The organism is Bryobacter aggregatus MPL3, assembly GCF_000702445.1.
In the GTDB taxonomy this organism is placed as follows: domain Bacteria; phylum Acidobacteriota; class Terriglobia; order Bryobacterales; family Bryobacteraceae; genus Bryobacter; species Bryobacter aggregatus.
On sequence record NZ_JNIF01000003.1, the window covers coordinates 1,852,064 to 1,870,072 of the forward strand.

An 18,009-nucleotide genomic window follows, 5' to 3' on the forward strand; every position below is an offset into this window, starting at 1 on the left:
ACCTGTCAATAAAACAGATACTTGCGCCACTGCTCATCGCTGCGCGCGAGAAGGCGCATCAGATGCCGCGAGGTGTGCAGGCTGAAGGGCTTTGGAGGCCGCAGCAGCCGGAAGTTCGCTTCGTCCGGCGTCCGATTGCCTTTCCGGTTATTGCAGGGATGGCAGCAGGCCACGAGATTCTCCCAGGTGCTGGGGCCGCCTCGCGAGCGCGGGAGCACGTGGTCGAGGGTCAACTCTCCGGCCGGTGTCACTTTGAGGCAATACTGGCAGGTATACTTATCCCGCATCAGGATGTTCTTCCGCGACAGCGACCTGGTTTGCTGCGGGATGCGGCGGTAGTCGTGGAGGCGGATCACGCTGGGCAATCGCACAGCGTTGCGCGTGGAGTGAACCTGCATCTGGCTGTGTTCTTCGGCAATGGCAACACCCTTGAGAATCAGAACGAGCGCGCGGCGGGCTGCGCAGACGTTAATCGGTTCAAAGCTGGCGTTCAAAACCAGTACCGGCTTATGGAGCCGGTCGGCTCCATTTCTCTCCGGACTGTGTCGTTCAGGAAATCTCTCGGTCATCGGGCGGCTCCTTGCACAAACTGCTTCGTAGCGATTGCAGCCTCTGGTCCCATACCGATTCTGCGATCGGCGCGAGCCAGAGCTAATATGGCGACAAACGACGCTCCTGCCCCTTTAAGGGTGAGAGCGCATGCATTGGCGGACGCGCCGGTGGTGACCACGTCGTCCACAAGAAGAATTCGTTTGCCCTGGATTTGTGCAGGGTCTTTGGCGGCGAACGCTCCACGGACATTGCCGCGGCGCTGCTTGCCACTCAGGCCAGCCTGGCGTTCGGTGTGGCGAGTGCGGCTGAGGAGGTCGAGAACCGGCAGGGAAGAAGATTTTGCGACTTCCAGTGCCAGGAGCTGGGCCTGATTGAAGCCTCGCTCGCGTTGCCGCTTGCGATGGAGCGGCATGAAGCTGAGGCAATCGAAAACCAGATCGCGGGGGAGCCCATTGCGCAAAAAGGCGCCGAGCGGCTGCCGCAGGCGTTCCATGGGAGTGTACTTGAAGTGATGGATCAGTTCGCGCAAGCGGCCCTCATAGGGCCCGACACAAAACAGGGCGTCGAACTGCGTCAAGCCTCCGCGGCAAAGCCGGCAATGGCCATCGGGATCGAGTGCGGCTTCCGTATAGAACGGGGAATAGCACTGGAGGCAGAAGAAGTCTGGAGGGGAGAAATCAGGAAAAGCGAGGCAGGAAGAACAGAAGGGGTAAGGGGGGAAGCCGGTCAAGCGGATGCCACAGATGCGACAATCGTCGGGAAACGTGAGCGCAAGGACACCCGCAGCGGCTCTTGTCACAAATTGATGCGCCGCCGTCAGTTTGCCTCGAGAGCCCGCTTGGAGCGGTTTCTTCAGAGGCTGAGTCGCAGGTATGAGGTCGCGAACAAGGTTGATCGCGAAGATCCACCTCCTTGGGGTTGAGCCTGAAGCTATTATGATAACGCAAGATGAGTTCTGAAAATCTCGAGCTCGAACAACAGCGCCGGAAGCTGGAAACCTTAGGGCGCCTGGCGGGGAACGTCGTTCACGACTTCAATAACCTGCTGATGGTGATCGAAGGCTACACCCGTATGCTTCTCGAAGAACCAAATCTGAGTGAGAACGCTCAGGAAAGTGCACAAGAGATTCTTCGTGCCTCCGAACGCGCCTCCGCCCTCACCCGCCAGTTGCTGGCCTTCTCACGCAAGAAAAGTGTGGAGCGCAAAGGTGTCGATATCAACGCGCAATTGACGCAGATGCGCAATATGCTCACCCGCTTATTGGGGGAGACGGTTCGTCTCGAGTACGAGCTCAGCGCGGAGCCTTGCCTCATCTACGCCAATCATAGCCAGATGGAGCAGGTGCTGTTGAATCTGATCGTCAATGCACGCGATGCGATGCCGGTCGGAGGCCGGATTCTGGTGCGCACGCTGGTAGCGGCTGGCCGGGTCCGGCTGGTGGTGGAGGATACCGGCACCGGGATTCCCCCGGAGTTATTGCCCCGCATCTTTGAACCCTTCTTCACCACGAAAGAGGCCTCAAAGGGCACAGGCATTGGTCTTGCCCTGGTCCATGAGATTGTTCGGGAATGGGGGGGCACCATTGAGGCCAATAGCCGCCCCAATGAAGGCACGAGTTTTCATATTGAGTTGGCAACATTCGACGATCCAAGCCTGGCAAAACAGGAACTGGTGCAACCAAAACCGAAGCTTGGCACGATTTTGCTGGTGGAAGATGAAGATGGAGTGCGTTCGTTGATCCGACGGGTACTGGAGCAACGACATTACGAAGTACTGGAAGCAGCCACTGAAGAAGGTGGGCTCGAACTGGCCCGTGGGCGCCGCAAAATCGATTTACTGGTGACAGACCTAGACCTAAAACGCGGAGAAGGCCGGAATCTGGCGAGTTTGGTGCGAGTCATCCATCCCGGCATCAAGGTGGTATTCATTTCGGGCTATGTCAACGAGGCAGGGGGGGAGGGAGCTCTCACCTTGCAAAAGCCTTTCTCTCCGAATACTCTGGTACTAGCCGTACAGGGCTTGCTAAAAACCGCCTGAAGCGCGTTCACTGTAAAGAATAAGCGTGCATTTGGCGATTAGGTAAGTGAGAAGCCGCAGTGCCAGCACAGTTATTTGACCGACAAGCAGCCTTAGCCCGCGTGGGAGATGACGAAGAACTCCTCGTGGAATTGGTGCGTATTTTCCTTGATGACTATCCCAACAGTCTGACGGCGATCAATGAGGCCGTGACGAAGGGGGATTCCCATCATTTGGAACAGGCTGCCCATACTCTAAAAGGTGCGGTTGCGAACTTTGGCGCCGATGCCGTGGTGCGCGAGGCCTTTGAACTGGAATGCCAGGGACGAATGGGCGATTTGTCCCATGCGAATGAGAGTCTCCGGCGCTTGCATGAGGCCATTCGCCAGTTGGACGATGAGATGCGTCCGATCGCGCAAGCCTCCTAATCCCCGAACGAAAATCTACTTTTGTGGCCCTGTTTGTTAGACTGGACACAGCCCCATATGGAAGAATCTTCAGCCCGGGAAATCGTCTGCGCTCATAGCCCCGATTCAGACGATGCCTACATGTTTTATGCGCTGGCAACCCGGAAATTGCGCAGTCCGCTGGTCCATTTCGTCCATCAACTCTCTGACATTCAAGTCTTGAATCAGAAGGCGATGCTCGGTGAATATGACCTGACGGCCATTTCCTATCATGCCTACCCCTACGTCGCCGACAAGTACCAACTGATGGCCTCCGGTTCGAGTGTTGGTGATGGTTACGGCCCGGTTGTCGTCGCCCAATCTCCAATGTCTCCGGACGATCTGAAAGGAAAGCGCATCGCGGTTCCGGGCAAGATGACCACTGCCTATCTCACGATGCGGATTGCACAGCCTGACTTTGAGGCTGTTGTTGTTCCTTTCGATCAGATCCTCGATGCCGTCTCGCAGAAGCATGCCGACGCGGGTTTGGTGATCCACGAAGCGCAGTTGACTTACGGCAAGGGTGGTTTTCATAAGGTTCTCGACCTGGGGGTGTGGTGGAAGAAGAAGTTCAACCTGCCGCTTCCGCTTGGAGCCAATGCGATCCTGCGCGATCTGCCCCCTGAGATCAAGAGTGAGTGCTGCCGCCTGATGCGTGAGAGCATCCGCTACTCGCTCGATAACCAGGAAGAAGCCCTGAACTACGCGATGCAGTTTGCTCGTGACATGGAGCAGCCGCTCGCCGAGAAGTTCGTGGGGATGTACGTCAATCACTATACCGAGGACTGCGGGGAATTGATCCCCAAGGCCGCTCAGATGATGCTCGACATGGGGCATGAGCTAGGATTGATTCCAAACCGTGTTCAACTCGAATTTGTACGTTAAACCTCTTGTCACTGTCGTCCTCCTCTGCAGCGGGTTGACCGCGCAGGATCGTCCGAAGGACAAGATCAAGAACATTGAATCGCTCGCCAAGCAGGGGCAAAATGCCGTCCCTGCGATTGCAGCCTACCAGCGGGATCCGGATGTTTCGGTCCGCTACGCAGCGGCGGAAGCTTTGATCCAGGCAGGAGGCGTACAGGCGGCTGACGCGCTCCGGACGAGTTGCCAGGATGGCTCGGCTGCCATCCAGCGCCTCTCCATTGCCGGGATCGTCAATTTCTACAAACCGGGCTACGTCAAGCAGGGCATCAAGGCGAAGGTGGGCGCGGTTGGGGATAAGATTCTGCGTTCGAACGAAGAGCCCGTGATCGATTCCTTTGTCATTGCCCGTCCGGAAGACATCAATGCCATTCGCAAGGTCCTGATGGAAGGTGCCAGCCGCGAGGCCAAGCTCGATGCCGCCCAGGCGCTCGGCACGCTTCGCGCCAAGAGCGCGTTGCCCGATCTCTATCCTCTTCTCAAGACAAAAGACGATGGGATGATGCTGGCGGCGTTGCGTGCGATCGAGACCAGCGGGGACAAGGCCGCGGCGCAGGAAACCGTATTCCTCGTGCGCGATCTGAACGACAAGATCCAGAGCCGCGCCATCTCCATCAACGGTATTTTCAAAAACGAAGGTGCGCTCCCGGACTTGGCCGAAGTCTTCTCGCGGGGACGCTCGGCAAAGAGCAAAGCGGCAGCGTTGGAAGCCATTGCGATGATCGGTTCGCCGGAGAGCAAAGGCATTTTCGAGCAGAACCTCGACAACCGCGACGGCTCGCTGCGTGGCTTTGCAGCCGAAGGCCTGGGACGAATCGGTGCAACGGACACCGAATCCCGAATTCAGACCCTCTTCCAGGGGGACGACAGCGCCCGCGCGCGTCTCGGCCAGGCTTTTGCGCTGGTGAAGTTTGGGCAACTGGGGCAGGGCGATTTCAGCCCGCTGACCTACTTGTTCAACCAGTTGAATTCAGCGGCATGGAACGACTACGCAAAGACCTATCTCGGGGAACTTTGCCGGTCTGAGGCTGTACGCAAAGAGCTCCGCCTCAAGGTAGCGGCAGCGACAAAAGCAGAAAAGATTGGTTTGGCCCGGATTTTGGCCGCGGAGGGAACTGCGGAGGATAAAGAGGTTGTGGATGCACTGGCACACGACCGGGACCCGGCCGTTGCCCAAGAAGGAATCAAGGCAGCCCGCACGCTAGGTGCAAGGCTGCCCTGAAAAAGCCTATTTGGCTTTCTTCTGTTTCTGCTGACCGACGCGGACTTTGAACTGCTTGGCTTGAGCATCGGCATAAGCCTTCCAATCGAAACGCTTTGCAGCATCCGAAAGATAAGCAGTCACGTCGGCATCCTTAGGAAGCACAGCCATGATGGTGGCTGTCTGCGTGCCATCGGCGTTTTGGATCCGATAGCGCTTTACATTCGGGATAGACATAACGAATTTATTGTAGCAGGGCGCGGAGGGCAGGCTCGAGGGCCGGGTATCGGAACTCGAGCGAGGCATCGGGTAAGACGCGTTGGCTCGCCACAAGCACCGAGCTCATTTCGCCCAAAAGCAGCCGCAGCGCAAAGACGGGCACACTCAAAAGAGCAGGCCGATGGAGCACCCGGCCAAGCGTCGCTGTAAAGTCTGCATTGCGCACCGGGTTTGGTGTGGTCAGATTCACGGGGCCTGAGGTGGTGAGGCTCGGATCGAGCAAATGGAGCACGGCCGTGATCCAGTCTTCGATATGGATCCAGCTCATCCATTGCTCTCCGCTTCCCAGCTTGCCTCCCAACCCGAAGCGAAAGGCGGGTAACAGACTGGGGAGCGCTCCGCCTTCCTTGCCGAGAACGATTCCGGTGCGGAGGCATCGCACCCGCATTCCAAGTGATCGCGCCAGGCCCGCCTGCTTCTCCCAGTCCTCGCAGAGGCTGGCGAGAAATCCACTCCCGGCACTGGAGTCTTCCCTGAGAATTTCATCACCGCGTTCTCCATAAAAGCCAATGGCCGAAGCACTGAGCAGGACCTGCGGCCGGCGGGCCATGGTCGATAAGCTGTGCACCAGCGAACGGGTGGTATCGATGCGGCTCGAGCGGAGCACTCTCTTCGCTTCCTCGGTCCAGCGCTGGTTGACTGGGGCGCCTGCCAGATGGATGATCGCGTCCGAATCCTGGAGCGCTTCGGCCGGGGCCTCCACGCGCGGCGGATCCCACAGAAAGCTCTCCACCTGTGCTGGCAGGCCGGTGAGGGGCTTGCGCGTGAGGAGCTGCAGCGAGTGACCATCTGCGCTCAGACGCTGTACCAGTCTCTGACCCAGAAAGCCCGTGGCGCCAGTCAGTGTGATCCGCATGAAAAGCCTATTCTAGGGCAAACGGATCTTTTCCGGTCTGCTCAATGTAGGCAATCTCGCGCAGATAAGAGGCGACGTCGGTTTTGCGTTTGATTCCGTCATAGCTCATGTAGCGCAGCATGCCAAAGATGGGACGCTCGACCCAGGGCCGGTCATGCAAGCCAAAACACCAGAGAATCCCTGTGTAGGTATTGGGGTCGCGCCCGTCGAGCGCATAGCGATCGTGTAGGAAAATCATCGTGTCGAGTGCTTCCTGGTAGGTGGGGGACCACTCGATGATCTTCTTGCCCCAGTACATGCGGTAGTAGCCGTGGATCTTGCCACGCAGCAGCAACTCCTTCTGCGTGGCATTCCAGATGTCGTCGTAGGTGGCTGCGGCCTCGAGTTGGGCCCTGGTGTATTGCGGATCCCGCTCATCACCCGCGTGCGCGGCGAGTGTGTGGCGCACCCAATCCGGGAGGCAGGAGAGCGATTCCACCTGCTCGCCCGCATAGCGGGCAAAGTTGAAGGCCAGCTCCCGCCGGACGATCATCTCCTCGAGGTATTCGACGCTGGAGAGATCGTGTTCTGCCGCCCAGGATTGCACCTCGACGGCCACCTCCAGCGCTCCAATCATTCCGAAGTGCAGGTAAGGGCTCAGATTGGAAGTGGCATGCGCGGCGGGCTGATTGCGCTCCTTCGCATAGCGCTTCAGATTGCGGGTGAGAAAAGATCGCAAGCGCCGCCTGGCTTCTGTGGCGCCACCCCGGAAAGTAGTGGAGGCCGGAACGCTGTGATCGATCGCACAAGCTGCGACGAGTGCCGCAAACTGGTCCGCGTGCACGGGGACGTGGAACTCCGGAATCGGCGCCTTCCAACGAAAATGAGGCCGCGGCATCTCGAAGGGCTTCAGGTAGCTGGGGAGCAGGCGCTGGATCTTGGGACGAATCGTGTAGGCCGCATATTCGCGCTTCTCGAACTTGCTCATCGGAATGACACAACTCGAGTCGACAGCCAGATAAGGAATGTCGAGTTTCTGCGGGACCCGGGCATTGTGTGCAGCGGCGATGAAGGTGGGGTAGTCGTCGGTGACCAGCGCTGCCGCCTTGCTGGCTAGGCGGTAGAGGATATCGTTGGGCTGCTGCGGAGTCTGCCGCAGATAGAAGACGTAGCCGATACCCATCGTTTCGAGCGCGGCCGCGGTATCGGGAACCCCTTCGAGCACAAAGCGATGGATGCGGTCATTGGCTTGCCGGTAGCTGTAGGTGAGTCCTTCATAGAACAGGACCGGGAGCTTGAGTTGATTGGCCAGGTGGATCGCATGAGCCAGCGCATGGTTCGCGGTGGTGCGGCGATTCATTTGAGACCAGTACAGGACATACTGCGCGTTGCGCCGGAGGGGGGCGTCGTTCAACGGACGGATTCGTTCAAAGGCAGGAGAAGTCAATCACGGTAATGATGACGCGTCGCATCGAAACGGTACAATGAATGATTCCGATGCGCGCGCTGAATCGCGCTCGCCTGCTCTGGGGTTATCTGCGACGCAAGTCGAAGTTGAACGCCTTGCCGGTCGAGTACATTGTCGAGACGACGGCCAAGTGCAACATCTACTGCCCGATGTGTCCGCGCGAGACCCACAAGCAGCCCAAAGAAGACATGAGTGACGAAGTCTTCGAGCGTTTGGTGGTGGAGAGCGGCCAGAGCGCGGAGCACATGATGTTGATTGGGCTGGGGGAACCCTTGCTCGATAACAAGATTTTCGATCGCATCGAGTTTTGCGAGAAGCATCAGATTTCAACTTTGCTGTCGACCAACGGCACTCTTCTCGACGAAAAGGCCGCCGAGCGTCTGCTCAAGACGCCTCTTGAACACATCACCTTAAGCTTTGACGGCGCAACCCAGGAGAGCTTCGAGTTCTATCGCAAGGGGGCTAAGTTCGACCGGGTGCGAGACAACTTTGTCCGTTTCGCCAAGATGAAGGCCGCGATGAAATCGAAACTCCAGGTAGTGGTCCAGATGGTGCGGATGGAGCGCAACTGGGACGAGGTGGGAGCCTTTGAGCAGTTCTGGCAGACGGTTCCTGGCGTCGATCAGACACGTGTCAAGGCCGATGAGACCGACTTGATGAGCCCGGACGGGGGGCACGCGCCGGGGGATTTTACCCATCCTTGCCACTATCTCTGGCGTGGGCCGATGTATGTGAAGCAGAACGGGGATGTCTATCCGTGTTGCCAGAGCTATATGCTCGACGGCAAACCGGTTGGCCGCATTGGCGAGGCGCCACTGCGGGAGATCTGGAATTCCGCCGAGATGGAACGCATGCGCGCCTTCCATACAAGCGGCCGGGCTGGCGAGATCGAAATCTGCAGCAAGTGCCGCACGGCGATTCCACACCCGCTTTTGGTGGCGGGCAGCCTGATTTTTCATGGCAAGACCGTGCGGAAGCTGCTGCCCTGGGTTGAAAAGCTTGCCTATTGGCGCAAGTTGCCCGTGCAGCTTTTGAAGCCGCAACAGAAGCCGGTTGCCGCAAGCGATCTGGTGCAGATCAGCGAACAGCGAGACTGAACTCGCGCAGTAACTCTCCAGACTTGGGATCGCGCAAACGAAGCCAGTACTGCCCCTTCGCCAGCGCCGGCAACTGCAAATTGGCTTCGCTTTGCACCAGGGTGCCCTGGAGTGCGCTATCGGCCAATTCCCATTGCACGGCTGCGCTGGAGTCGAGCCCCGTCCTGTCGACTTTCACCGAAAGGGGGGTGGCCGCTGGAGCAGCCAGTTCCGTGCCGCCTCGCAGCGCCGTCAATTCCACTATAGTAGGTGCCCGATTGTTGAAAACAAAGAGGATCAGGACCGCGCTGGCCGCGATCGCCATGGGTAAATAACCTTTTGAGTTTGCCTTTTTCGGAGGGCGGGCAGCGGGTTTTATTGCCGCGCGGATCGCGTGGACATACTCATCCATTTCTTCCTGCCTGGAAAGGCAATGCTTACAAAGGAAGAGGTGATCTTCCAATGCCTCGACTTCCTCCGGGGAAGTCAGGCGACCGAGCGAGTATAACTCGAGGGTTTCCTCGCTGATGTGTTGCTCTTCCATGGTCCGACTCCAATTTGTTGTCTCCGGATAGTGCGGGGGTTAAGAACTTTTTCTCAAGAATAGTGATCTTAATTTATTCTTCGCCATCCGGCGCCGTCCTTCTTCGCTAAAACGTTGCTTGGCTCGCGATTTGAGCAAGCGAAACTGCGTTTCGTTCAACTCCATCTCGGCGCAGATCTGTTCCTGGGACTGCTCGAGCAGATAGAAGCGGGTGAGTATCTCCCGGTCTCGACGGGAGACCGTGCGGAGAACCTCCTCCATGATCTTCGCGTTCTGGGTTTGGATCGCCACTTCTTCCGGTGTGAGTTGGGTGTCGGGAAACTGGGACTGATTCTCGCTCAACAACTCGTCACGGCGGCGCGTGTAGTTCTTTCCAATGAAATTGGCGATATGGCGGCGAACGATAGTGCGAACAAAACCCATGAGGCGGGCAGGGTCTCGCAGGTCGCCGCGCTGGATGGACTGCACGACAGTGACAAAGGTGTCGTGCACACGGTCTTCAATGTCCTGCCGCCCCAGTTGGCGGACGATCAGGAATTTAATGCCACGAGAAAACAGCGCGTAAAGCTCTTCGAGCGCAGCGTCCTCGTTTAGCTGGATTCGGATGACGAGAGCAGCCCAATCGATACGGTCCTGGGCGATTGGGTCAGACTCGACGGCGGTCGGTGACAGCTCGGGTTCCAGCATGGGAACGTGGGCGGTGGTGAAGGCCGTAGATTCGTCGATGGTGTGAATGGCAAGCATGATTCAACCCTTCGAGATTGCGAGATAGGCAGCCCAGTAGGCTGGCCGGGATGACCATCCTCCGCGGCGGATCATTTCAAGCTGGGCAGCGCGTAAAGACTCGGCAGCAGAGCGCTGGTTCCAGGACTTTTGAAGGAGATGACCGTAGAAGACGGGAAAAATTGGTCCATCGGAATCAACCGTGGGCCAAAGCGTTGCGAGGACTGTGCTGGCGCCAGAGATGAGGCAGGCACGAGCGAGGCCATTAATAGCGATGCCGGAAACAGCAGCGCCGGAAGAGGAACTACAACCGGAAAGCACCATCAACTTCGTATTGGTACGCAAGCCATTCAAGTCCAGAGAGCTAAACAGCGAGTGACGCCCGGCAGAGGGTGTCAGCGCGATGGACAGCAACTGGGGATGTGCCGTATCGGAAACGAAGTGGGTGGAGAGATGAATGATATCCGGCGATTCGAGCAGAGCATTGCGCAGGCGTTGCCCGGTGGCGTCGGTGCCCATCCAGCTTTGAGTCGCCCATTGATTGCTCTGCATCACGGTCATGCTCTTCTGCAATTCACGGGCCGAGGCTGGCAGCCGGCTGAGTTCTAAAAGGTCGGCGGGTTTTTGCTGGTGACTCGCCAGCCGGGTGTCCGCCCGGTTGTATACCGCATCGGCAATGCCGACGGCCTGGCGGCGCCAGGGGCTCGCGGCTGGTTTTTGGAGGGCAATGGCGGACGGGACAATGCGGAGGGTATGATCTTCCACTAGAAAACGGGAACGCGGCATCCCAGAAGGGAGGGCCGCGATCGGGAGAGCCGCAAGCTCTTGGTCTACCACCATAGTCCAGTACTGGATAGTGTGGTGGGAGTACAAATAATCTCCAAACAATTGTCTAGTTAGTTCCAAAGCGGTATTGTTTGTTCCGATTTGGGATGAATTCAAGATCTCTGCGCGAAATTGTTCAATAATTTTGGCGAGCTGGGCGCGGCCAGCGATGCGGCGGACGTGAATTCCACGAGAATCGGCCACCCAGGCCAGGGAGAAGGGTTCGGCCAGATAGTAGGAGAAGACCACCTCATCGGCGGGGAGATTGCGCTTCCAGTCGGCGATGGCGGGAGTGCCTTGGGAAGAGGATTGAGGAATGGAGAGACCCGATTCCATTTCGATGCGGTTTAGGGCCCGCTCCGTCTGGCCGAGCGCCGCAGAAGCGTTCTTATCCCCTCGAATGGCCGCTGTTTGCAGCTTTTGCAATTCCGCGAATTTGGCCCAATAACCACCCGGCATGCGAGCGGCGAAAGCCGCCGCCGGGAGCTGTGCGGCCCGCATGCTAGCAAAGCGCGCTTCTTCTGCTACCCAGAACGACTCCTCGGCCAAGGACTTCTGATTGAGGGCGATCTTTCCAGCACAGAGGGTATCGAGAAAGCTGCGATAGATCTCTGTATTGAGATGGGCTTCGAAGTTGAGGAATGCGGAGTCGGTGGGGAGTACCGAGAGCCGCCAGCGCCGCGCTTGCGAGAGGGCAGAACGCAAGTAGGGAAAGGCGGCTTCAAAGTTGCCAGCGGCGAGATGGACCCGGGCCACTTCACGATCGAGCAGAAAATCATGCATCACGGTCCGATTGGGTGGGTCGACGTGCCGGGATACGGAGAGCAGGCGGAGCGCGGCCTGAAAATCGCGTCTCTCGCGATGGACCATGGCGAGTTGCAGGATGCTGCGGAAGCTGGAACCTTCGCGATAAGTGGAACGGAGCCGAAAGGCTTCGAGGATATAGGGCTCGGCGCGGTGGGAGTCGCCGCGCCAGTTCAGGCATTCGCCAATGACGGCATAAACCCAAGCCCGGCGGAGCTCGCGGGGACCTTCGGACCAGCGATCGGCGTTGCGGTGGGAAACCGGGATCGGGGCGGACGGCGGATCGAGTTCGGCCTCCCGCATGGCACGCGCAAAAGCAGCATCAGCGGCTTCGGTATTGTTGAGTTTTGTAAAAACACTGGCCTGAATGAGAAAGACTTCGAGGCGGGAATTCGCTGCTACTGTAGAGCCATCCAATGGATATTCATTCAGAATATCAGCTGCGTTCTTGGTTTCTCCAATGGCAAGATACAGGCTTGCCATGTTTAATGCAGCAAGAGTTTCCAGTTGAAGGTTGCTAATCTTGCGTGCTTCTAAAAAGGATTGGCGATAGGAACGGATCGCATCCTGGTAGGCATATAGAGAGTAGTAACAGCCAGCAATGTTATTTAGAAACTGGATGGCCAGCTCTTGCCAGTCCTGCTGCAAGGCCAGGTCTCTGGCCTTTTGATAGCTTCGAATCGCCTTTGTAAACTCTTGATTCCGTACAAATTCATACGCTTGGGCGCGCAGTTGTGACATTTGCAAAGAGCCTGGAAATGCTGTCTGCGCCAAATTTTGATTCGGATCTGTGCGTGAAATGCGGGCGGAAAGACAGACCAGAAGCAGGAGTTTGAGGAGCGAAGCGGAGTTCGGCATCTGGTTAGACCTAGGAGTACCAATGCTTAGTACTCCTAGGAATATATCAGAGATTTTGCTTAGTTAAAAAATTTCGACAGGTTTTCCACAGTTTTTGCAGAATCGTGCGAAATTGAACTAGCACATGAAACTAGAAGCAGGGGGGGATAATAATAATGGGTTCCATTATGGTCATACCTTGTGAAGTGAATTGGTAGTTGCATGACACTCGATCAGCGTATTCAGGGTAGACATCGCTGGAAAACAAGCTGGGCATCCGCGTGCAACCGGGCTTGTAAGTAACTGAAAGTAAGGTGGAAAGAAATTTCAAAATCTTGTGACTGCGTTTTTGGACGGAATTTTGACCTGCTAAGCTAGGGGTGGCTGGATGCGCCGCGTTGGACCCTATCTTCTGGTTGCCGTGATTCTTGGGATCGCGGGCTACGTCTGGTATACCTACCAGCGTCAGATGGCCGTCCAAAAACGGAACACGGCTGCTCCTCCTCAACCTCTTCCAAGCACGCTGAATTCCAAAGCGCAGGAGTTTGTCTACGCCACCTCAGAGGGCAACCGGACTGTCGCCGAGTTGCGGGCGAAAGACTACCGTGAGGTCAAGGATCCTGCCCATATGGAGCTCGACCAGATGGAGCTCCGCCTCTTTCATGAGGATGGGAAGACCTTCGACCTGGTGAAGGCCGAGAAGGGGAACTACTACCCGAACGAAGGCCGGCTGGCCAGCGACAGCGATGTCGAGGTGCAGATGGCCGTGCCGCTCCCCGGCGAGGAGAGCAACGGAAAAGTTCTGGGAATCAAGGCCAAGGGCGCGAGCCTGGAAATCAAGACCGGCAAGATGTTTAGTCAGGGTGCGGTGGAGTTCCGCTTCCATCAGGAAGGTGGCGAAGGAACTGGCCATGCGATGGGGGCGGAGTATGATCCACAAACCCACGAATTGCATCTGATTCGCGCTTCCTATCTGAGGTGGCAGCCCAAGGACCCGAAGGTGGAAGCCATTGAGGTGGAGAGCGACGAGGTTCGTTATAAGGAACTGGAGTCGAAGGTCTATCTGATGCCGTGGTCGAAGATGCGCAAGGCCAAGTTTTCGATGGAAGCGGCGGCTAGTGAAGTGAGCTTGCAGAAGGGCGTGATCCGGCATGTGGCTGCCGCCGATGCTCGTGGCAAGGACCTGACGCCGAAACGCCAGGTGGATTATGCCGCCAAAACGTTGAACGTGGATTTCTCTGCCGAAGGGCATGTCGAGAAAGTGATTGCCGAAGACGAGGCGAAGCTGGTGACCACCGGCGAGAGCGGCAAAACGAATACCACCGCCAAGCGCATCGACCTTTTCTTTTTGGTGACGCAGAAAGAGTCGCTGCTCGAGCGGGCGCTTGCCAATGGGAAGGCTGTGGTGGAATCGACACCTGCGGTGAAGGCGGGCGCCCCAGCGGGTGAGACCAAGGTGCTGCGCAGCGAGAGCATTGAGATGAAGATGAGGCCTGGCGGGGAAGAGATCCAGCGGGTGGAAGTGCTCGCTCCAGGGACTCTCGATTTTCTGCCGAACCGCCCCGGGCAACGCAAGCGGCACATGGAGGGTGAGCGCATGAGCATCGTCTATGCGGCAAACAATCAGTTGGAACTCTTCAAAAGTACGAACGTGACCACGCGGACGGAACCCGAAATCACGCCTGCGAAGAAGAACGGAGCGCCAACGCTCACCTGGAGCAAGGAACTCGAGGCGCGCTTTGATCCGAAATCGGGCGAGATGGTGCGTCTGGAGCAAAGCGGCGACTTCCGGTATCAGGAAGGCGAGCGGCGCGCAAAGTCCGACCGGGCAGTACAGGAAACGGCGCAAGATCGCATCACCATGACCGGAAACGCGCGGACCTGGGATTCCACCGGTTCGACGGATGCCAAAGAGATCATTCTGAATCAGAAGACCGGCGAGTTTATCGCGATTGGTAATGTGCGCAGCATTCGCGAGGGGGAAAAGGATGCAAAGACCGGCAAGAGTGGCGAGGTGACGCAGGCCACGGCGGAGCGTATGGAGATGCGTGACAAAAATACGAAGATCCACTACGAAGGCAATGCTGTGATGTGGCAAGGCGAGAATCGCCTGCGTGCGCCGCGCATCGATATCGATCGCAAGCTGAGCCAACTGCGCGCCGATGGGGGCATCGTGCACCAGATGGTGGATGAGAAGTCCGCGGCCGCAAAGAAGAATGGCGGCGTGATTCTCACTCACGTGAAGGCGAGCGAGATGTTCTATGCCGATTTGGAAAAGATGGTGGAATACCGGGGCAATGTCCTGATGGACCGGCCCGGGCTCGAAGTGAAATCGCATCGCCTGCGGGCCTATCTCGATAACGACGACAGCGAGAAGTTCAATGAACAGCCATCGGGTGGTGTGGAGAAGACCTTTGCCTATGGCGACGTGAAGATTGTCGAGACCGGAACTACTCGGGTCCGGAAGGGGCATGGCGAAACGGGCGAGTACTATACGGCGGATGGCAAGCTGGTGCTCGAAGGCGGCAAGCCGGAAATGTTCGATGTGGTGAAGGGTGTTGAACAGCGCCGCACCACCGGAAAACAACTGACCTGGTTTGCGAATAACGACAAATTGATTGTCGATGGCGAAGAGAAAAAACCTGCCGTCAGTAATCTGCAACGGAAGCGCTAAGCTGGAAAATTAGGCGAACCAAACCCTTGCGCACATTGAAGACAACCGAACTGATTAAAGCCTATGGCGGACGCCGTGTCGTGGATGGGGTGTCAGTCTCGGTGGAGCAGGGAGAAGTGGTGGGATTGCTGGGCCCCAATGGAGCTGGCAAGACGACTTCCTTCTATATGATCGTGGGTCTGGTGAGTCCGGACAGCGGCCGGGTGATGCTCGATCAGGAAGATGTCACCGATCTGGCGATGTACCAGCGGGCGCGCCAGGGCATCAGCTATTTGCCGCAGGAACCGAGTGTCTTTCGCAAGCTGAGTGTCGAGGAGAACCTGCTCGCGATTCTCGAAACCTTGCCCCTCGATGGGCGCAAGCGGCGGGAGCGGATGCGCGATCTGATCGAGCAACTGGGCCTGGAGAAGGTGGCCAAGAGCAAGGGCTACATGTTGAGCGGCGGCGAGCGGCGGCGCGTGGAGATTGCCCGCAGCCTGGTGATTGAGCCGAGTTTTTTGCTGCTCGACGAGCCCTTCAGCGGTATCGATCCGATTCAGGTGCTGGAGTTGCAGAAGATTATCAGCGACCTGAAACGGCAGGGCATTGGGATTCTGATGACAGACCACAATGTGCGGGAAACGCTGGCGGTGACCGACCGGGCCTACATCATCAATAACGGGAAGATCTTCCGGGCGGGGAGCCCGGAATCCCTGGGCCGCGATCCGGAAGTGAAGCGCGTGTATCTCGGCGAGAATTTCTATTTGCCGGATGAGCCGGTTCGGCCGAACTGACTCATCCGCGCTGCCTTTTGTCTTAGAGCTTGGCTACAACTGCTTCGAGCTGATCGGTGGCTTGGCCCCATCCCTGGTGGAACCCCATTTTCTCATGCGCTTCGCAATCCTCGACGCTCCAGTGGAGGACGCGGGCGGTGTAGCGGGTGTGCTCGCCTTCTGGCTCAAAGCTGAGGATCAGGGTTATGAAGGGCTTTTGGGAGGGTTCCCAGGCTGAGGTGTAGGCGTCGGTGGCGACGATGCGCCGGTTGGGAACGACTTCGAGATAGACGCCGCGATTAGGAAGCTCGACACCCTCAGGACTCTTCATGATGATAAAGCTGGAGCCGCCGGGACGGAGGTCGATTTCGGCGTGCGGCGTGGTGTAGGGGAGGGGGGCGAACCATTGCTTGAGCAGTTCCGGTTCGGTCCAGGCGCGGAATACCTTTTCTGGGGTGGCTGGGATCAGGCGGGTGAGTTGTAACTCGCGGTTGCCTGCTGGGGGAGCTTGTGTAGAGTTTGACATGTTCTTTCTTCCTTATTGTTTTTCGGCCGGCATTCCCGCTGGGTCCATCCAGAGCAATTCCCAATGGTGACCATCGAGATCGTAGAAGCTGTGGGTGTACATCCAGCCGTGGTCCTTTGATTCCATGGCGGCTTTACCACCGCTGGCGAGCGCCTTTTGCACCATTTCGTCGACGGCCCGCCGGGTGTCGCAAGAGATGGCGATCAGCGCTTCGGTGTGGGTTGCTGTGACGCAGATTTCGTTCTTGGTGAAGGTCTTGAAGAAGGGCTCGAGCAGGAGCATGACGTAGGCCTGATCACTGATGATCATACAAGCGGCCTTGTCGTCGGTGAAGGTCAGGTTGAAGTGGAAGCCTAAGTTTTCAAAAAAGGCTTTGGCCTTGACGAGGTTCCGGGTGGGCAGGTTCAAGTAGATCTGCCGGGGGTTAGGCATGGTGTTCTCTCCTTTGGAAATTCCGTCTGCATAGAGATAGACCGGAAGCCGCACTCGAAATCATCGGTGCCCGGCAAAAAATGAGTTGGAAATTTGAAGAGGAAAGCCGAAGAGGGGGAACAAGGTCTCGGTGTCCAGGAAAGAGTTCATGGCCCGGACTCGATCGTTCTCGATCTCGAGCACGATGAGCGCGAAGGCGGTGTGGCCCCCGGCAGGGTGGGGGCGGTACTGGGCAAAAGCCGGGGAGGCGCTGGCGGAAGTTGGCCGCAGGATGGAGCCGCGGCAGCCCGCGCCACGGCCGAGCAGCCAGGTGCGGATGGTGTCGTGACCCTGGAGCCAGAGGTCGTAGGGCGGCATGGAGAGCGTTGCGTCCTCATGGAGTAGCGCGACCAGTGAATCGATGTCGTAATTCTCAAAAGCAGTGAGATAGCGGTTGAGTAGTGTGTTTTGATCTCCGGAGAGAGGTTGCGGCGCAGCGTTCTTGTTGCTTGCCAAGGTCGCTCGCGCGCGTTGCAGCGCACTGTGGATTGCCGGGATGGAGGTGTCCAGGCTCGCGGCGGCTTCGCTGGCAGACCAGCCCAATACTTCTGTTAAAAGCAGGGCCGCGCGCTGCTTGGGCGGGAGTTGTTGCAGTGCCGAGACGAAGGCGAGACGGATGCTTTGGCGCAGGATGGCGAGTTCGGACGGGTTGGCATCGGAGGGAAGGGCGCGGAGATCGGCAACGGGTTCGAGCCAATGGGTGCGTGGGCGGGCGCTGAGCGTGTCGTGGACAGTTCCGCAAGGGCCCTCTTCTATGGGGCGATAGCGACGGGAAGTGTTGGCTAGGGAGTCGAGGCAAACGTTGGTCGCAATCTTATAAAGCCAGGTGCGGAGGGAGGCCCTACCGTCGAAACTGTCCAGATTCTTCCAGGCGCGGAGCATGGTGTCCTGCACCGCGTCTTCCGCATCGACCGCCGAGCCAAGCATGCGGTAGCAGTGGCCGGTGAGGGCGGCACGGTGAGCTTCGAGTTGAGCGGCTTCCATCTTGTTTGCACGGTAGCACTGGTGGGATGAGATGGTTGTCGCGATTCACGACGGCGAAGCTCCTCGTCGATGAGA

Annotated in this window: 18 protein-coding genes; 7 read left to right on the forward strand and 11 right to left on the reverse strand. The window is 57.8% G+C overall.

The features are described from left to right. Nucleotides 1-5 precede the first annotated feature (5 nt). Together M017_RS0108775 and M017_RS0108780 are read right to left on the reverse strand one after the other, a co-directional pair. Nucleotides 6-569, reverse strand: coding sequence for an HNH endonuclease (locus tag M017_RS0108775; protein WP_051669690.1), 564 nt, complete (start codon nucleotides 567-569; stop codon nucleotides 6-8). Next, entirely contained in the window at nucleotides 566-1,351 is a 786-nt protein-coding gene (locus tag M017_RS0108780) for a ComF family protein (RefSeq protein ID WP_155121314.1), read from the reverse strand. The genes M017_RS0108775 and M017_RS0108780 overlap by 4 nt, the downstream gene beginning before the upstream one ends. A 149-nt stretch (nucleotides 1,352-1,500) precedes the next feature. On the opposite strand from M017_RS0108780, the gene M017_RS0108790 reads away from it, so the two are divergent. Genes M017_RS0108790 through M017_RS0108805 form a run of 4 tightly spaced genes read left to right on the forward strand, consistent with a single transcriptional unit; the run spans nucleotide 1,501 to nucleotide 5,157 of the window. Beyond that, on the forward strand, nucleotides 1,501-2,589 hold the full coding sequence (locus M017_RS0108790; RefSeq protein ID WP_051669695.1) for a hybrid sensor histidine kinase/response regulator: 1,089 nt from the start codon (nucleotides 1,501-1,503) through the stop codon (nucleotides 2,587-2,589). A gap of 59 nt (nucleotides 2,590-2,648) precedes the next feature. Then, complete coding sequence (locus M017_RS26440; RefSeq protein ID WP_080507586.1) at nucleotides 2,649-2,996, forward strand: Hpt domain-containing protein; 348 nt, start codon at nucleotides 2,649-2,651, stop codon at nucleotides 2,994-2,996. Nucleotides 2,997-3,053: 57 nt separating this feature from the next. Further along, the gene (locus M017_RS0108800) at nucleotides 3,054-3,899 is read left to right on the forward strand and encodes an MqnA/MqnD/SBP family protein (RefSeq protein ID WP_031497434.1); all 846 of its coding nucleotides are present in this window, start codon (nucleotides 3,054-3,056) and stop codon (nucleotides 3,897-3,899) included. Further along, nucleotides 3,874-5,157, forward strand: a complete 1,284-nt coding sequence (locus M017_RS0108805) for a HEAT repeat domain-containing protein (RefSeq protein ID WP_155121315.1) — start codon at nucleotides 3,874-3,876, stop codon at nucleotides 5,155-5,157. The genes M017_RS0108800 and M017_RS0108805 overlap by 26 nt, the downstream gene beginning before the upstream one ends. Before the next feature lie 6 nt (nucleotides 5,158-5,163). On the opposite strand, the gene M017_RS0108810 is transcribed toward M017_RS0108805, so the two are convergent. The 3 genes from M017_RS0108810 to M017_RS0108820 are packed head-to-tail and all read right to left on the reverse strand — an operon-like array spanning nucleotide 5,164 to nucleotide 7,664. Further along, nucleotides 5,164-5,373 carry a hypothetical protein gene (locus M017_RS0108810; RefSeq protein WP_031497437.1) on the reverse strand — a complete coding sequence of 70 codons (210 nt, stop codon included), beginning with the start codon at nucleotides 5,371-5,373 and terminating at the stop codon, nucleotides 5,164-5,166. Nucleotides 5,374-5,380: 7 nt separating this feature from the next. Beyond that, the gene (locus M017_RS0108815; protein ID WP_031497438.1) at nucleotides 5,381-6,271 is read right to left on the reverse strand and encodes a TIGR01777 family oxidoreductase; all 891 of its coding nucleotides are present in this window, start codon (nucleotides 6,269-6,271) and stop codon (nucleotides 5,381-5,383) included. A gap of 7 nt (nucleotides 6,272-6,278) precedes the next feature. Then, nucleotides 6,279-7,664: a deoxyribodipyrimidine photo-lyase gene (locus tag M017_RS0108820; RefSeq protein WP_051669697.1), complete on the reverse strand. Its 1,386-nt coding sequence runs from the start codon at nucleotides 7,662-7,664 to the stop codon at nucleotides 6,279-6,281. A gap of 74 nt (nucleotides 7,665-7,738) precedes the next feature. Here M017_RS0108820 and M017_RS0108825 point away from each other — a divergent pair, with 74 nt between their 5' ends. Then, nucleotides 7,739-8,815 carry a radical SAM/SPASM domain-containing protein gene (locus tag M017_RS0108825; protein WP_031497441.1) on the forward strand — a complete coding sequence of 359 codons (1,077 nt, stop codon included), beginning with the start codon at nucleotides 7,739-7,741 and terminating at the stop codon, nucleotides 8,813-8,815. Here M017_RS0108825 and M017_RS0108830 read toward each other — a convergent pair. Genes M017_RS0108830 through M017_RS0108840 form a run of 3 tightly spaced genes read right to left on the reverse strand, consistent with a single transcriptional unit; the run spans nucleotide 8,796 to nucleotide 12,548 of the window. Further along, a complete protein-coding gene (locus M017_RS0108830; RefSeq protein ID WP_031497443.1) occupies nucleotides 8,796-9,338 on the reverse strand; it encodes an anti-sigma factor in 543 nt (180 codons plus the stop codon). The genes M017_RS0108825 and M017_RS0108830 overlap by 20 nt on opposite strands. A gap of 39 nt (nucleotides 9,339-9,377) precedes the next feature. Then, a complete protein-coding gene (locus M017_RS0108835; protein WP_051669699.1) occupies nucleotides 9,378-10,082 on the reverse strand; it encodes an RNA polymerase sigma factor in 705 nt (234 codons plus the stop codon). A gap of 3 nt (nucleotides 10,083-10,085) precedes the next feature. Further along, a complete protein-coding gene (locus tag M017_RS0108840; protein WP_031497446.1) occupies nucleotides 10,086-12,548 on the reverse strand; it encodes a CHAT domain-containing protein in 2,463 nt (820 codons plus the stop codon). A 367-nt stretch (nucleotides 12,549-12,915) separates the two neighbouring features. Between M017_RS0108840 and M017_RS0108845 the strand changes: the two genes are divergently transcribed. Next, complete coding sequence (locus M017_RS0108845; RefSeq protein WP_031497447.1) at nucleotides 12,916-15,201, forward strand: LptA/OstA family protein; 2,286 nt, start codon at nucleotides 12,916-12,918, stop codon at nucleotides 15,199-15,201. Nucleotides 15,202-15,227: 26 nt separating this feature from the next. Continuing rightward, nucleotides 15,228-15,974: an LPS export ABC transporter ATP-binding protein gene (gene lptB, locus M017_RS0108850; RefSeq protein WP_031497448.1), complete on the forward strand. Its 747-nt coding sequence runs from the start codon at nucleotides 15,228-15,230 to the stop codon at nucleotides 15,972-15,974. A 22-nt stretch (nucleotides 15,975-15,996) separates the two neighbouring features. On the opposite strand, the gene M017_RS0108855 is transcribed toward lptB, so the two are convergent. The 3 genes from M017_RS0108855 to M017_RS0108865 are packed head-to-tail and all read right to left on the reverse strand — an operon-like array spanning nucleotide 15,997 to nucleotide 17,934. After that, nucleotides 15,997-16,479 (reverse strand): SRPBCC family protein, encoded by a 483-nt coding sequence (locus tag M017_RS0108855; protein WP_031497450.1) that lies wholly within the window; start codon nucleotides 16,477-16,479, stop codon nucleotides 15,997-15,999. 12 nt (nucleotides 16,480-16,491) lie between these two features. Beyond that, on the reverse strand, nucleotides 16,492-16,911 hold the full coding sequence (locus M017_RS0108860) for a VOC family protein (RefSeq protein WP_031497451.1): 420 nt from the start codon (nucleotides 16,909-16,911) through the stop codon (nucleotides 16,492-16,494). 60 nt (nucleotides 16,912-16,971) lie between these two features. Then, on the reverse strand, nucleotides 16,972-17,934 hold the full coding sequence (locus M017_RS0108865) for a sigma-70 family RNA polymerase sigma factor (protein WP_035957744.1): 963 nt from the start codon (nucleotides 17,932-17,934) through the stop codon (nucleotides 16,972-16,974). Nucleotides 17,935-18,009: the final 75 nt, after the last annotated feature.

Excerpts from the sequence above, each read along its gene's own strand:
- M017_RS0108825 (WP_031497441.1), top strand. The coding sequence starts at position 7,739 with ATGATTCCGATGCGCGCGCTGAATCGCGCTCGCCTGCTCTGGGGTTAT.
- M017_RS0108830 (WP_031497443.1), bottom strand. The coding sequence starts at position 9,338 with ATGGAAGAGCAACACATCAGCGAGGAAACCCTCGAGTTATACTCGCTC.
- M017_RS0108860 (WP_031497451.1), bottom strand. The coding sequence starts at position 16,911 with ATGCCTAACCCCCGGCAGATCTACTTGAACCTGCCCACCCGGAACCTC.
- M017_RS0108840 (WP_031497446.1), bottom strand. The coding sequence starts at position 12,548 with ATGCCGAACTCCGCTTCGCTCCTCAAACTCCTGCTTCTGGTCTGTCTT.
- M017_RS0108775 (WP_051669690.1), bottom strand. The coding sequence starts at position 569 with ATGACCGAGAGATTTCCTGAACGACACAGTCCGGAGAGAAATGGAGCC.
- M017_RS0108865 (WP_035957744.1), bottom strand. The coding sequence starts at position 17,934 with ATGGAAGCCGCTCAACTCGAAGCTCACCGTGCCGCCCTCACCGGCCAC.
- M017_RS0108800 (WP_031497434.1), top strand. The coding sequence starts at position 3,054 with ATGGAAGAATCTTCAGCCCGGGAAATCGTCTGCGCTCATAGCCCCGAT.
- M017_RS0108845 (WP_031497447.1), top strand. The coding sequence starts at position 12,916 with ATGCGCCGCGTTGGACCCTATCTTCTGGTTGCCGTGATTCTTGGGATC.
- M017_RS0108815 (WP_031497438.1), bottom strand. The coding sequence starts at position 6,271 with ATGCGGATCACACTGACTGGCGCCACGGGCTTTCTGGGTCAGAGACTG.
- M017_RS0108835 (WP_051669699.1), bottom strand. The coding sequence starts at position 10,082 with ATGCTTGCCATTCACACCATCGACGAATCTACGGCCTTCACCACCGCC.
- M017_RS0108810 (WP_031497437.1), bottom strand. The coding sequence starts at position 5,373 with ATGTCTATCCCGAATGTAAAGCGCTATCGGATCCAAAACGCCGATGGC.
- M017_RS0108855 (WP_031497450.1), bottom strand. The coding sequence starts at position 16,479 with ATGTCAAACTCTACACAAGCTCCCCCAGCAGGCAACCGCGAGTTACAA.
- M017_RS0108790 (WP_051669695.1), top strand. The coding sequence starts at position 1,501 with ATGAGTTCTGAAAATCTCGAGCTCGAACAACAGCGCCGGAAGCTGGAA.